General features: G+C 70.7%; 13 protein-coding genes. 5 read left to right on the top strand and 8 right to left on the bottom strand.

Going from position 1 to position 13,182, the window contains the following annotated elements; translation table 11 throughout:
- The first annotated feature begins 8 nt into the window (after positions 1–8).
- Positions 9–2,480, top strand: a complete 2,472-nt coding sequence (locus ACTIFV_RS08595) for an ATP-dependent DNA ligase (RefSeq protein ID WP_439592374.1) — start codon at positions 9–11, stop codon at positions 2,478–2,480.
- On the opposite strand, the gene ACTIFV_RS08590 is transcribed toward ACTIFV_RS08595, so the two are convergent.
- The 5 genes from ACTIFV_RS08590 to murI form a co-directional block, all read right to left on the bottom strand.
- Entirely contained in the window at positions 2,477–2,971 is a 495-nt protein-coding gene (locus ACTIFV_RS08590) for a VanZ family protein (RefSeq protein WP_439592373.1), read from the bottom strand. The two genes, ACTIFV_RS08595 and ACTIFV_RS08590, sit on opposite strands and share 4 nt — an antisense overlap.
- Positions 2,972–3,028: 57 nt before the next feature.
- Positions 3,029–3,943: a cation diffusion facilitator family transporter gene (locus tag ACTIFV_RS08585; RefSeq protein ID WP_439592372.1), complete on the bottom strand. Its 915-nt coding sequence runs from the start codon at positions 3,941–3,943 to the stop codon at positions 3,029–3,031.
- Between the two features lie 71 nt (positions 3,944–4,014).
- Positions 4,015–4,647 carry an RdgB/HAM1 family non-canonical purine NTP pyrophosphatase gene (gene rdgB, locus ACTIFV_RS08580; RefSeq protein ID WP_439592371.1) on the bottom strand — a complete coding sequence of 211 codons (633 nt, stop codon included), beginning with the start codon at positions 4,645–4,647 and terminating at the stop codon, positions 4,015–4,017.
- A complete protein-coding gene (gene rph / locus ACTIFV_RS08575; RefSeq protein WP_439592370.1) occupies positions 4,599–5,336 on the bottom strand; it encodes a ribonuclease PH in 738 nt (245 codons plus the stop codon). Before rph ends, rdgB begins: the two co-directional genes overlap by 49 nt.
- A 19-nt stretch (positions 5,337–5,355) precedes the next feature.
- The gene (gene murI, locus ACTIFV_RS08570; protein WP_439592369.1) at positions 5,356–6,174 is read right to left on the bottom strand and encodes a glutamate racemase; all 819 of its coding nucleotides are present in this window, start codon (positions 6,172–6,174) and stop codon (positions 5,356–5,358) included.
- A 45-nt stretch (positions 6,175–6,219) separates the two neighbouring features.
- On the opposite strand from murI, the gene ACTIFV_RS08565 reads away from it, so the two are divergent.
- A complete protein-coding gene (locus ACTIFV_RS08565; protein WP_439592368.1) occupies positions 6,220–7,542 on the top strand; it encodes a nicotinate phosphoribosyltransferase in 1,323 nt (440 codons plus the stop codon).
- 129 nt (positions 7,543–7,671) lie between these two features.
- Here the strand turns inward: ACTIFV_RS08565 and ACTIFV_RS08560 are convergent, their stop codons facing one another.
- Genes ACTIFV_RS08560 through ACTIFV_RS08550 form a run of 3 tightly spaced genes read right to left on the bottom strand, consistent with a single transcriptional unit; the run spans position 7,672 to position 10,891 of the window.
- The gene (locus ACTIFV_RS08560; protein WP_248152779.1) at positions 7,672–7,938 is read right to left on the bottom strand and encodes a DUF3039 domain-containing protein; all 267 of its coding nucleotides are present in this window, start codon (positions 7,936–7,938) and stop codon (positions 7,672–7,674) included.
- A 41-nt stretch (positions 7,939–7,979) separates the two neighbouring features.
- Positions 7,980–9,548: a hypothetical protein gene (locus ACTIFV_RS08555; protein WP_439592367.1), complete on the bottom strand. Its 1,569-nt coding sequence runs from the start codon at positions 9,546–9,548 to the stop codon at positions 7,980–7,982.
- On the bottom strand, positions 9,524–10,891 hold the full coding sequence (locus ACTIFV_RS08550) for an ATP-binding cassette domain-containing protein (RefSeq protein ID WP_439592366.1): 1,368 nt from the start codon (positions 10,889–10,891) through the stop codon (positions 9,524–9,526). The genes ACTIFV_RS08555 and ACTIFV_RS08550 overlap by 25 nt, the downstream gene beginning before the upstream one ends.
- Positions 10,892–11,088: 197 nt before the next feature.
- Between ACTIFV_RS08550 and ACTIFV_RS08545 the strand changes: the two genes are divergently transcribed.
- The 3 genes from ACTIFV_RS08545 to ACTIFV_RS08535 all read left to right on the top strand — a co-directional run bounded on the left by ACTIFV_RS08545 (position 11,089) and on the right by ACTIFV_RS08535 (position 13,172).
- Positions 11,089–11,781, top strand: a complete 693-nt coding sequence (locus tag ACTIFV_RS08545) for an NTP transferase domain-containing protein (RefSeq protein WP_439592365.1) — start codon at positions 11,089–11,091, stop codon at positions 11,779–11,781.
- A 50-nt stretch (positions 11,782–11,831) separates the two neighbouring features.
- Positions 11,832–12,767, top strand: coding sequence for a hypothetical protein (locus ACTIFV_RS08540; protein WP_439592364.1), 936 nt, complete (start codon positions 11,832–11,834; stop codon positions 12,765–12,767).
- A gap of 105 nt (positions 12,768–12,872) precedes the next feature.
- Positions 12,873–13,172, top strand: a complete 300-nt coding sequence (locus ACTIFV_RS08535) for a hypothetical protein (RefSeq protein ID WP_439592363.1) — start codon at positions 12,873–12,875, stop codon at positions 13,170–13,172.
- Positions 13,173–13,182 lie beyond the last annotated feature (10 nt).

The following is a 13,182-nucleotide window of genomic DNA, read 5'->3' as shown; positions in this document are numbered from 1 at the left end:
CTGAACGCATGCCCGGTGAGCAGCTCGTCCGCGTCGACGGCCGCCGCGTGCGTCTCACGAACCTCGAGAAGGTGCTCTACCCCGAGACCGGCACGACGAAGGGCGAGGTGATCGACTACTACAGTCGCATCGCCCCCCTGCTCATCCCGCACGTCATCGGGCGTCCCGTCACCCGCAAGCGCTGGCCCGAGGGCGTCGGCACCGAACAGGATCCGGGCATGGTCTTCTTCGCGAAAGACCTCGAGCGCGGCGCGCCGTCGTGGGTGCAGCGCTCGCCCATCGAGCACTCGAGCGGCGCCAAGGACTACCCGCTCGTCGGCGATCGCGCGACTCTGGTGTATCTGGCGCAGGTCGCGAGCCTCGAACTGCACGTGCCGCAGTGGCGGTTCACCGCAGACGGCGAGCGCGGCCCGGCCGACCGCCTCGTCCTCGACCTGGATCCGGGGCCCGGCGCGGGCCTCGCCGAGTGCGCGCTCGTCGCGCAGTGGGCTCGCGCGATCCTCTCCGACATGGGCCTCGAGCCGTTGCCCGTCACGAGCGGGAGCAAGGGCATCCATCTGTACTCCGCCCTGCCGCCCGGACACACGACGGAACAGTCATCGGCCCTCGCGAAGGAGCTCGCCCGCGCGATCGAGGCCGACCACCCCGACCTGGTCGTGAGCAGCATGAAGAAGGCCGAGCGCGACGGCAAGGTGCTGATCGACTGGAGCCAGAACAACGGCGCCAAGACGACGATCGCCCCGTACTCGCTGCGCGGCCGCCCGCATCCGACGGTCGCGGCTCCCCGCAGCTGGGACGAACTCGACGATCCCGATCTGCGGCAGCTCGAGTTCGCCGAGGTCCTCGCACGCATGGAGACGATCGGCGACCCCCTCGCCGCTCTCGGCTTCGGAGCCGGGGCCCGCGAAGCGGGCGACGGACCCCTCGCCGCCTACATCTCCAAGCGCACGGCCGGGAAGACCCCCGAGCCTGTGCCGTCGAACCCGCTCGGCGCCACGAATGTCGGCGACCTGCCGACCTTCGTCATCCAGGAGCACCACGCGACCGCGCTGCACTGGGACTTCCGCCTCGAACACGACGGCGTGCTCGTGAGCTGGGCGGTGCCGCGCGGCATCCCGCCGTCGTACCGGCGCAACAATCTCGCGATCATGACCGAGGACCACCCCATGGACTACGCGTCGTTCGAGGGGGTGATCCCCGCGAAGGAGTACGGCGGCGGCGAGGTCACGATCTGGGATCGCGGCACGTACGAGCTCGAGAAATGGCGCGAGGACGAGATCATCGCGACGCTCGAGGGACAGCCCGGCGGTCCGCTCGGCCGCGTGCGACTCGCCCTCATCCGCACCGAGGGTGCGGGTGAGAAGTCCAGCTGGCTGCTGCATCGGATGAAGACGGATGCCGCGGGCCGCGCGCAGTCCGACGGCCAGCCGATCATCGCCCGGGGCGCGACGGAGGCGGCGCCGTTCGCCGTCGGGCGGGCGCGAGACGCTGCGCCTGCGCCCGTTCCGGCCGCGAGCGCACTGACCCCGATGCTCGCGACCGTCAGCTCACCGGGGATCGCACGGCGGTCCGCCCAGCGCTGGGGACCCTGGGTCGAAGCCAAGTGGGACGGCGTGCGCGCGATCGGCTTCTGGGACGGAGAGCGCCTGCACCTGCGCGCGCGCAGCGGCAACGACATCACTGCGAAGTACCCCGAGCTCACGACTCTCGACGCCGGGCTCGGAACGGACCCGGTGGTGCTCGACGGCGAGATCGTGGCGCTCGACGAGCGCGGCCGGCCGAGCTTCCCGCTGCTGCAGAACCGCATGAACCTCTCGAAACCGCGCGAGATCGCGAAGGAAGCCCCGCGCACGCCGGTGCGCTGGTATCTGTTCGACGTCCTGGCCCACGGATCGACCGACACCGCTGCGCTGCCGCTCGCGGAGCGGCGAAAGGTCCTCGAGCAGGTCGCCGAGGGGGCGATCGCTCCGATCGTGGTCCCTCCCGTGTTCGACGACGTGGATGCCGCGCTCGACGCGAGCCGGCAGTTCGGTCTCGAAGGGATCGTCGTGAAGGATCCGGCATCCCGCTACCGACGCGGCATCCGGTCCGAATCGTGGCTCAAGGTCAAGATCACGCACGCGCAGGCCGTCGTGATCGGCGGTATCCGCCCGGGGAGAGGTCTGCGCTCGGGCTCGATCGGTTCGCTCCTGCTGGGCATCCCGGGTCCCGACGGACTGCAGTACGCGGGCCGGGTCGGGTCGGGATTCAGCGAGAAGACCCTCGCGCTGCTCGAGAAGACGCTGACGCCGCTGCGCAGCGAAGACAACCCCTTCGTGGGCGTGCCGCGCGAAGACGCCGCGGACGCGCTCTGGGTGCGGCCCGAGATCGTCGGCGAGGTCGAGTACGCCGAGTTCACGCCCGGCGGGATCCTGCGCCACTCGCGGTGGCGAGGGCTCCGGCCCGACACGTCGCCGAGCGAGGTCGTGCGCGAGGACTAGCTTCGCGGCTTCGCGGGTCGCAGCAGATCGAGGGCGAGGACGATGCCGATCGCCGCGCCCGTCGTGTTGGCGACGATGTCGAGGATGCTGGGCGTCCGCTCGAGGAGGAAGGCCGCCTGCCCCGCCTCCATGACGATCGACACGCCGACGGCGATCAGCAGGGCGAGCGTGCCGCGCCGTCGCAGCGTCGCGACGAGCAGGAGCCCGAACGGCATGAACAGCACCACGTTGGCGAGGAACTCGATGCGCTCGTAGGTGAGCCATGGCACCGCCTGCGTCATGGATGCCAGGATCGCGTCGGCATCGCGATCGATCGGCACGGGCCAGAACGCGACGAATGCGAGGCCGACCACGTAGAGCAGGAGCCACAGTCCCGGCTCGCTGACGATCGCGACGGCGATGCTGCGTCGTCGCGGTCGGGCCGTGCTCGCGACTGCGAGCGGAGGCGCGACGGACGCCGCGGGCGATTCGGGCTGCGCGGACGTGGTCAATGGGCTCCCTGTGGAAGAGGGCGCCGCCCCCATGCCGCGCACAGCGCGAGCATACCCCTAGGCGTGCGCGTCGTGCTCGACGTGATCCGCGGGCTCGAGCTGGAAGGTGGAGTGCTCGACGTCGAAGTGCTCGGCGAGGCAGCTCTGCAGCTTGGCGAGGATCGACGACGACCTGCCGTCCGCGAGGGCCTCGGCATCCACCACGACGTGCGCGCTGAAGACCGGCGCACCCCGCGTGAGCTGCCATACGTGCACGTCGTGCGCGTCGACGACGCCCGGCGTCGAGAGGATGTGCTCGCGGATCTCGTCGACGTGCATGCCCTTCGGCGTCGACTCCGAGAGCACGGAGAACACCTCGCGGAGCAGTGAGATCGCACGGGGCACGATCATCGCCGCGATGAGGAGCGAGGCGATCGCATCCGCGGGCATCCACCCCGTCGTGACGATGACGATCGCGGCGACGATGACGGCGGCGGATCCGATCAGATCGCCCAGCACTTCGAGGTAGGCGCCGCGCACGTTGATGCTGCGGCGCTGCGCGGCGCTCAGCAGCCACATCGCGACCGCGTTCGCCAGCAGGCCGATCACGGCGATCACGAGCATCAGGCCGCCCGCGACCTCGGTCTCTTCGGGGTTCAGCAGTCGCGACACGCCTTCGACCGCGACCCACACCGACAGCAGGATGAGGATCACGCCGTTGGCGAGGGCGCCGAACACCTCGGCGCGCTGGTACCCGAAGGTGCTCCGCGCATTCGCGGGTCGGGCGGCGACGATGCTGGCGATGAGCGCGATCACGAGGGCTGCGGCGTCGGTGAACATGTGTGCCGCGTCGGCGAGGAGGGCGAGGGACCCCGAGAGCGCGGCGCCGACGATCTGCACGAGCATGACGACGGTCGTGATGGCGAGCGACACGGCGAGGAGACGGCGATTGCTCGCGCCTCGGATGCCGCCCGCTGGCGCGTGATCGTGCATGGCTCCAGGCTAGGCCCGGTGCCGACTGTCGAGTGCGCTTCGCGCCCAGTCGGGAATGAGTCTGATTCTCGTTACAGGCCGGCGAGGAGCGGGACGAGCGCGCGGAACGCCCGCGAACGGTGGGATGCCGCGTTCTTCTCCTCGGCGGACCACTCCCCGACCGTGCGCTCCTGGCCGTCGGGGATGAAGATCGGGTCGTAGCCGAAGCCGCCCGCGCCTGACGCCTCCACCGCGAGGCGTCCCGGCCAGACGCCCTCGACGACATGCTCGTCGGCGCCCGGCACCACCAGCGCGATCGTCGAGACGAACTGGGCGGTGCGACCCGGATCCCGGACGTCGGAGAGCTGATCGAGCAGCAGGTTCAGGTTGGCGGCGGCATCCTTCGCGTGTCCTGCCCAATACGCCGAGAAGACGCCGGGCGAACCGCCCAGCACGTCGACGCAGATGCCGGAGTCGTCGGCGAGCGCCGGCAGCCCCGTGTGCACCGCCGCCGCCCGCGCCTTGATGAGCGCGTTCTCGGCGAACGTCACGCCGTCCTCGACCGGCTCGGGGCCGTCGTAGCCGATCACCTCGAGGTCGGGCCGCGTCGCGGCGACGATCGCGGCGAACTCCTCGACCTTGTGCGCGTTGTGGGTCGCGAGGACGAGCTGCCGTGTCACGACTGCTCCAGAGCCGCCAGCTGCATCGCGCGCAGGTCGGCGCATCCTGCGACACCGAGCTCGAGCAGGGCGTCGAGCTCGCGCTTGTCGAACGGCGCGCCCTCGGCGGTCCCCTGCACCTCGACGAACAGGCCGCGACCGGTCACGACGACGTTCATGTCCGTCTCGGCGCGGACGTCCTCCACGTACGCGAGGTCGAGCATGGGCTCGCCGTCGATGATGCCGACGGAGATCGCCGAGACCGTGTCGATGAGCGGAGTGGAGCGCTGCGCGATGAACTTCTTCTCACGGCCCCACTCGATCGCGTCGGCGAGCGCGACGTAGGCTCCCGTGATGGCGGCCGTGCGCGTGCCGCCGTCGGCCTGGAGCACGTCGCAGTCGATCACGATCGTGTTCTCGCCCAGCGCCTTCGTGTCGACCACGGCGCGCAGCGCCCGGCCGATCAGGCGCGAGATCTCGTGCGTGCGACCGCCGACTCGGCCCTTGATGCTCTCGCGGTCGTTGCGCGAGTTCGTCGCCCGGGGCAGCATCGCGTACTCGGCCGTCACCCAGCCCTTGCCCTTGCCCGTGAGCCAGCGCGGGACGCCGTTCGTGAAGGACGCCGTGCACAGCACCTTCGTGCCGCCGAACGAGATGAGCGCCGAGCCCTCGGCGTGGGCGCTCCAGCCGCGCTCGATCGTGACGGGGCGGAGCTGGTCGGTCGCGCGGCCGTCGGCGCGGACGATATCGGTCATGGGGAGCCTTTCGGGTGGGCTATCGGGGAAGGTCGATGGCGCCGGTCTGGACGAGCTGGACTTCGCTCACTTCGCGACCCATCAGGCGGTGCGCGAGGCGCAGGAACTCGTCGGCGGAGTCGCCGGTGGCCTCGTAGACGTGGCGGGACGCGGCATCCGGACCCGCCAGAAGGTCACGGGAGACCAGCTGTCGGTAGACGTCCTTCGCCGTCTCGGTGTCGCTCGAGACGAGCGAGACGTCGGGGCCCATGACATAGCTGATCGCGCCCTCGAGGAAGGGATAGTGCGTGCAGCCGAGCACGAGCGTGTCGACACCGGCGTGCCGCAGCGGCGCGAGGTACTCCTCGGCCACGGCGAGCACCTCGGGCGAGTCGGTGACACCCGCCTCGACGAACTCGACGAACCGCGGGCAGGCCTGCGCGAAGACCGTGAGCCGCTCGTTGACCTCGAGCATGTCCTGATACGCGCCCGAGCCGATCGTGCCGGCCGTGCCGATGACGCCGATGCGCCCGTTGCGCGTCGTCGACATCGCGGTGCGCACGGCGGGGCCGATGACCTCGACGACCGGCACGTCGTAGCGCTCCCGTGCGTCGCGGAGCATGGCGGCCGATGCCGTGTTGCACGCGATCACGAGCATCTTGACGCCCTGGTCCACGAGGGAATCGAGCACTTCGAGCGCGTACCGGCGCACGTCGGCGATGGGCTTGGGACCGTACGGCGAGCGGGCGGTGTCGCCGATGTAGAGGATCGATTCACGGGGCAGCTGTGCCGAGACCGCTCGCGCCACCGTGAGTCCCCCGACACCCGAGTCGAAGATTCCGATGGGGGCGTCGTTCACGATGGACCAGCCTACGCCAGACCGCCGCGTCGCTAGGCTGACCGCATGCCCGCATCGAGCGCCCTGCACACGGATCGATACGAACTCACGATGCTCGACGCGGCCCTGCGCGACGGCACCGCGCAACGCCACTGCGTCTTCGAGCTCTTCGGGCGCCGGCTCTCGGGCGGCCGCCGCTTCGGCGTCGTCGCCGGAACAGGACGACTGCTGAGCCTGCTGCGGGACTTCCGGTTCGGCGACGACGAGCTGCGCTTCCTGCGCGACGAGAAGGTGGTGGATGCCGCGACCGTCTCCTTCCTCGAGGGCTACCGTTTCACCGGCTCGATGACGGGCTACCGCGAGGGTGAGCTGTACTTCCCGGGCTCCCCCATCCTCACGGTGGAGGGCACGTTCGCCGAGGCGGTGATCCTCGAGACCCTCGCGCTCAGCGTGCTCAACCACGACTCCGCCGTCGCCACCGCGGCATCCCGCATGAGCATCGCCGCCGGCGATCGGCCCCTCGCCGAGATGGGCTCGCGCCGCGCGGGCGAGGAGTCCGCCGTCGCCGCGGCGCGCGCGGCCTTCATCGCCGGCTTCGGGGCGACGTCCAATCTCGAGGCGGGCAGGCGCTGGGGCATCCCGACGATGGGCACCGCCGCCCACGCCTGGACGCTGCTGCACGACACCGAGGAAGACGCGTTCCGCTCTCAGATCGCGGCGCTCGGCGTCGGCACGACGCTGCTGATCGACACGTACGACATCCGCGCCGGCGTCGAGACCGCGATCCGCGTCGCGGGCACGGACCTCGGCGGCGTCCGCATCGACTCCGGCGATCTGCCGATCGTCGCCGGCGAGGTGCGCGCGCAGCTCGACGAGCTCGGAGCGACCGGCACGCGCATCACCGTGACGAGCGACCTCGACGAGTACGCGATCGCGTCGCTCGCGGCATCCCCCGTCGATGCATACGGCGTCGGCACGTCGGTCGTCACCGGCTCCGGCGTGCCAACCGCCGGCATGGTCTACAAGCTCGTGGCGAGACAGGACGCCGCAGGCGGCTGGGTCTCCGTCGCGAAGGCGTCGACCGACAAGGGCTCGAAGGGCGGCCGCAAGGCGGCGTTCCGCACGCTCGAGCGCGGGACGGCCACGAGCGAGCTGGTCTCGGTCTCGGACGGCTTCGAGCCCGTGTCGACGGCGGCGGAGCATCCCGACGCACGCGCGCTCCAGGTGCCGCTCGTCGTCGACGGCGAGATCGACGTGGCGTTCGAAGGGGCGCCGGGCGTGCTCGCGGCGCGCGCCCACCACGCTCTCGCTCGCGAGGAGCTCCCCGTGCGAGGACTCGCGCTCAGCAGGTCGGATCCGGCGATCCCCACGGTCTACGTCGACGCGTGAGTCACTGCGTTCCGCGAGGCAAGGGAGTTGTCGCGACAGAAGGACGTTCCGCCTCGGATCATCCTCGTCTCGCGAGATCCTCCTTGGCTCGCGAACACGCGGTCGACCGTCGGAACGGCCGACTCTTGATCAGCCGACGAGGGACTCGTAGATCTCTTTGCAGGTCGGGCAGACGGGGAACTTCTCGGGGTCGCGGCCCGGCGTCCACTTCTTGCCGCACAGCGCGCGCACCGGCTTGCCGGTGATCGCCGACTCGAGGATCTTGTCCTTCTTGACGTAGTGCGAGAAGCGCTCGTGGTCGCCCGGCTCGATGTTCTCCTCGCGGATGAGCTCTTCGAGCTCGCGGTCGAGGGTGGTCGTTCCACCCTGATCGGGGGTATCGAGGGGGGTGCTCATGGTGAGCCAGTCTAGCCGCGGACGATGGCGGGCGGGCGGGCTCACGTCGCTTCGGCGAACTCCATGAGACGGCTGCCGCGGCGCTCGAACGCCAGCGATCCCAACCCGATGCCGACCGCGAAGACGACGGCGCCGATGCCGACACCCCACCACAGGGCCACCGTGGCGAGATCGGCGTCGCCGGTCATCGCGAGCCACGACAGCCACAGCACGGGAGCCGTCAGCGCGATCGCCCCGAACATCACGAGGGTCTGGGCCATCGCACCCGACGAGCCGACACGCTGGGGCTGCTGGAACGGGCTCTCGCCCGGCCGCGAGACGGCGTAGGGGGCGACGGCTGAGGAGATGCTCGAGAGTCCCAGCGCCGAGAAGAAGAGCGAGACGCACACGCCGGTCAGGGCGGGCAGGAGCATCCATCGCCCGTACACCGCGACCGACACGGGGATCGCGACCGCGAGCAGGGGGACGCCGACGAGGAGGACCGGCACGAGACGCCCCACGCGGTCGGAGAGGCCCCGGACGCCACTCGCGAGGTGCATCCATACCGCGGTCGAGTCGTAGGCGAGGTCGTTGTGCGGGAGCCATCCGAGGAACAGCGCCGCCAGAAGCACGGGCAGGAGGAGCGCGATCTCGGGCGGCACGCCCGCGATGAGCAGTGGGACGGGCGCGACGGCGGCGGCGATCGGGATGACCACGAGATTCATGACGTACCGGCGGTCGCGGAACCAGTACTGCAGGCTGCGGGCGGCGATGGCTCCCCCCGCGGTGCCCGGGGCGACGCCGAACCAGCCGAGTCCGGCGCGCTCGCGACCCGAGGTCGGGCGCTCCGTCGTCGTCAGCAGGCGACGCACGAGCCACCACCAGAGCAGCCCCAGCAGCGCGAGTGACAGCACCGCGATCGCGAGCGAGAGTCCGGCACCGGGATCGCTCTGCGCCACGAGGCCGGGGAAGGCCCACGCGGCTCCGAACGGCGTGAGGGCGAGTACATCGACCGCCTCCGACAGCTGACTCGGCACCGTGCCGTCCCACTCGAGCGATGCGAGGAAGACGCCCACGGGCACGACGACCACGAGGATCGCGAGCACGAAGAGCCCCGTCAACTCGCGCGAGCGCCGGTCGCGCAGGAAGAGCGAGGTCAGCGCCATGCAGACGCGCGCGAGGAGCACGCAGGTCGCGACACCGAGGATGACGGACACCGCTCCCGCCGCCCACGGCACACCGTGCGCGCCCCACAGCACGGCGCCTGCTATCGCGAAGGCGAGGAGTGCGGCGATCGGCACGCTGACGAATCCGGCGAGCACGAGCACGGCGGCCAGGCGGCCGTGCGGAATGTCCAGGAGCGCGAATCGGCGCGGATCGAGGGGATCGGCCGCCGCCGCGACGACCGGCGCGAGCGCGAACCCCAGCGTGATGGCCGACCCGCAGAGCACGGTGACGGCGAGGGCCACCTCGTCCGCGGCATCCCGCAGCGTCAGCAGCGCCCAGCAGGCGGCGACGGTCGCCGTCACCAGAAGGATGAGTCCGATCACGACGCGCGTCGCACGACCCGTGTCGCCCCGCAGGGCGCCGACGAGGAGGGCGATCCTCAGTCGGAGAACGTGTGCAGCCACTCCAGGCCCTCCACGTCGCTGAGGCCACCTGCGAGTTCGATGAAGCGCTGCTCGAGCGTGAGCTCGCCCCGCACGTCGTCGATCGTGCCCTCGGCGAGCACCTGGCCCGCGACGAGCACCGCGACGCGCGTGCAGACGCGCTCGACGAGGTCCATGCCGTGGCTGGAGAGGATGACCGTGCCGCCGTGCGCGACATAGGCCGAGAGGATGTCGAGGATCACGGCGCTCGACACCGGGTCGACGGCCTCGAACGGCTCATCCAGCACGAGCACGCGCGGCGAGTGGATCATGGCGCCCGCGAGCATGACCTTCTTGACCATGCCGGCCGAGTAGTCCGAGACGACGCGTCCGAGCGCATCGGTGAGGTCGAAGGCCCGCGCGAGGTCGGCGGTGCGGCTCTCGACGACTGCGGACGGGAGTCCGCGCAGCACGCCGTAGTAGTAGAGCAGCTGACGGCCGGTCAGACGATCGAAGGTGCGCAGCCGGTCGGGCAGTACGCCGAGCTGGCGCTTGGCCTGCTGAGGCTTGGCCGCGGCATCCACTCCCCCGACGCGGATCAGCCCGCGGTCGGGCTGGAGCAGGCCCGCGATCATCGAGAGCGTCGTGGTCTTGCCCGCGCCGTTCGGTCCCACCAGACCGTAGAACGTGCCGGCCGGCACCGTGAGGTCGATTCCCTCGACGGCGCGCGTGTCGCCGAAGCTCTTCGTGACACCGCGCAGGAGGAGCGCAGCCGTGGACGGATCGACGGATGCCTCGTCTGCCGTCTCGGCGAAGACGGCGGCGAGCGCCGCTTCGGTGTCCGCCGCGCCGGCTTCGGGCGCGGGCTCCGCGTCGACGGTCTCGGGTTCCGCGGGGTCGGCCTCGAAGGTTTCGGGTTCCGCGGGGTCGGCCTCGAGCTCTTCGACTTCGACGACATCGGCTTCGACGGCGACCGCCTCGGGCTCGACGACATCGGCCTGCAGTTCGGGCTCGGCCGGCGCTTCGTCCTCGACGGCGGCCGGCGGCTCTTCGGCTTCGACGACCGCGATGGGAGTCGCGTCGCCGATCGGGGCGTCGTCGGATCCGTGGTTCGCAGACGCGCCCGGCAGCGGGGGCCGGGGCGGTACCACGACGTCGTCCGCCGCGACGAACTCGGGCGGCAACGGCGGCGGGGGTCCCGGATCAGCAGCCGACTTCTTGGGGGCCCGCGGTGCACGCGGCTTGCGAGGCGCGGCGGGTCGCTTGGCCCGCGGCGGCGCCTGCGGCTGGGTGATCTCGACGATCTCGGCGCCTTCCGCGCGCTCGACCGAGTCGTCCGGTTGGTCCGGATGGGGCTCGTGTGGCACCGGAAGGGAGGCTGTCACTGTTCGAGGCTATCAACCCGTTCCCGTCCGACGCGCCATACTCGGCGAGTTGTCACAGGGAGCGCGAAATGTCACGAAATGGCAACGGCGACCCGACATTATGCACCTTCCCAGGCGCTATCGCTACCATGGGCGAGGCACGAAGGAGTGTCCGTACGGTGAATTCGCCGTCTCCATCCACACTCCAGGAGCACACCATGACTCTTCAGACCGTCATCCTCGCGGCCGGTATGGGCTCGCGCCTGGGTCGCAGCCTGCCCAAGCCGCTCACCGAGCTCAACGACGGCCGCAGCATCATGCAGCAGCAGCACGACAACATCCGTGCGGTCTTCGGCGACGACGCCGAGCTGACCACGGTCGTCGGCTATCGCGCAGAGACGATCGTCGAGGCCTTCCCCGACGTCAACTACGTGTACAACGACCGCTACGACCAGACCAACACGTCCAAGAGCCTCCTGCGCGCCCTCTCCAAGACGGGCCGGGGCGGCGTCCTGTGGATGAACGGCGACGTCGTCTTCGACCCCCGCATCCTCGGTCGCGCCATCTCGCTCATCGAGCGCGACCAGTCCTTCGTGACCGTCAACACCTCGAAGGTCAGCGACGAAGAGGTCAAGTACACCGTGACGCCCGAAGGCTTCATCAAAGAGCTCTCGAAGACCGTCAAGGGCGGCATCGGCGAGGCGGTCGGCATCAACTACATCTCGAGCGCCGACAAGAAGGCGTTCATGCGCCAGCTCACGCGCGTCGACGACCAGGACTACTTCGAGCGCGGCCTCGAGCTCGCGATCGCCGAGGACGGCGTCCTGCTGGCGCCCATGGACATCTCGGATCTCTACGCCGTCGAGGTCGACTTCGCCGAGGACCTCGAGCGCGCGAACCTCTACGTCTGAGCCTGTCAAGCCCGGCGATCACCCAGGGGTCGTCGGCTTAGGATCGGCGCATGGCGGAGAAGGTGCATCAGATCCACTCCCTGCCCGGTGACGCGCCGTGGCAGGGCGACATGCCGCCCGTCGGCTCCGACGAGCATCCGCACGTCGTTCGCATGCTCGACCGCGTTCTCGCGATCCAGCGGCCGGTCGTGCTCGCGCACCTGCGCGGCATCCGCCTGCGTCATCCCGGTGCCGGCACGGCCGACATCGTCCGCATGCTCGAGCGCCGATATCTCACGGCCGTCACGACGGGCGGCGCCGCCGTCGGTGCGACCGCCGTCGTCCCCGGCATCGGCACGGGCGTGACGCTCGCGCTGAGCGGGGTCGAGACCGTCGGCTTCCTCGAGGCGACGACGCTCTTCGCGCAGTCGGTCGCCGAGGTGCACGGCATCCCGGTCGCCGATCCCGAGCGGGCGCGCGCACTCGTGCTGACGCTCATGCTCGGGAGGGAGGGCATCGACCTCGTGTCGCAGCTCGCGGCGCAGGCGACCGGCAAAGGCGGCACGCGCTCCGGCTACTGGGGCGAGCTGGTGACCAAGACGCTGCCGCGGGCCGCCGTCGGCCCGCTCGTGGATCGGCTCAAGACGACCTTCATCCACCAGTTCGCGGTGCGCGGCGGTGCATCGTGGATCGGCAAGGCCCTCCCGTTCGGCATCGGCGCCGTCATCGGCGGCACGGGCAACCACATCCTGGGGCGGCGGGTGCTCGTCAATTCGCGTCGCGCCTTCGGCGCTCCCCCGCTGCAGGTGCCCGAAGCACTCGAACCGCAGCCCGGCACCCTCACGATCGAGTCGACGGCCGGCCGCGCACTCCGCCGCGCGGGCGGAGCGATCGCGAGCGGCGTGTCGAAGGGGGCGGATGCCGTCGGCACCGCCGCGCGTCGCGCCACCGGTCGACGCCGAGAGCTTGCGGCCGGCAGCGATCCCGAGGATCTCGGCGACGACTGACCGTCTCCTCCCCCGCGCGGCTGCGGCGCATCCTCTCCACAACGAGGGCGCCGACCCGCGGATCCGCCGTCCCGCGCGTCGGCCGTCGTGCCTACCGTCGGCCGCATGCTCCGCGCTCTCGAACCAGACGACAGTCCTCGCCCGGCCTACCTCGTGCCCTGGCACGTCGAGCGGTCGGATCCTCGGCATCCCGTCGTGGTCAACTCGGGGCTCGAGGCGCTCGACTTCGTGCGCCTGTTCGCCGACGGGCCGGAGGTCGCGGCGACGGAGCACTGGGGTCAGATCCTGCCTGCCGAGACGGTCGCGCTCTGCTTCTGCGAGATCGACACCGCCGACCTGACGATGACGCTCGTATGGTTCCGTCCCGAGACCGGCGAGGAGTACTGCTGGCGGTTCGTCGTATGACGTGCCCGCC

The organism is Microbacterium sp., from assembly GCF_051860965.1.
Taxonomy (GTDB): domain Bacteria; phylum Actinomycetota; class Actinomycetes; order Actinomycetales; family Microbacteriaceae; genus Microbacterium.
This window is presented reverse-complemented; position numbering and strand designations above follow the sequence as displayed.

Bases quoted from the DNA above. Each gene is read 5' to 3' on its own strand.
- ACTIFV_RS08595 (WP_439592374.1), top strand. From the start codon at position 9: ATGCCCGGTGAGCAGCTCGTCCGCGTCGACGGCCGCCGCGTGCGTCTC.
- ACTIFV_RS08585 (WP_439592372.1), bottom strand. From the start codon at position 3,943: ATGCACGATCACGCGCCAGCGGGCGGCATCCGAGGCGCGAGCAATCGC.
- ACTIFV_RS08540 (WP_439592364.1), top strand. From the start codon at position 11,832: ATGGCGGAGAAGGTGCATCAGATCCACTCCCTGCCCGGTGACGCGCCG.
- ACTIFV_RS08535 (WP_439592363.1), top strand. From the start codon at position 12,873: ATGCTCCGCGCTCTCGAACCAGACGACAGTCCTCGCCCGGCCTACCTC.
- ACTIFV_RS08565 (WP_439592368.1), top strand. From the start codon at position 6,220: ATGCCCGCATCGAGCGCCCTGCACACGGATCGATACGAACTCACGATG.
- rdgB (WP_439592371.1), bottom strand. From the start codon at position 4,647: ATGCGCCGACCTGCGCGCGATGCAGCTGGCGGCTCTGGAGCAGTCGTG.
- rph (WP_439592370.1), bottom strand. From the start codon at position 5,336: ATGACCGATATCGTCCGCGCCGACGGCCGCGCGACCGACCAGCTCCGC.
- ACTIFV_RS08560 (WP_248152779.1), bottom strand. From the start codon at position 7,938: ATGAGCACCCCCCTCGATACCCCCGATCAGGGTGGAACGACCACCCTC.
- ACTIFV_RS08545 (WP_439592365.1), top strand. From the start codon at position 11,089: ATGACTCTTCAGACCGTCATCCTCGCGGCCGGTATGGGCTCGCGCCTG.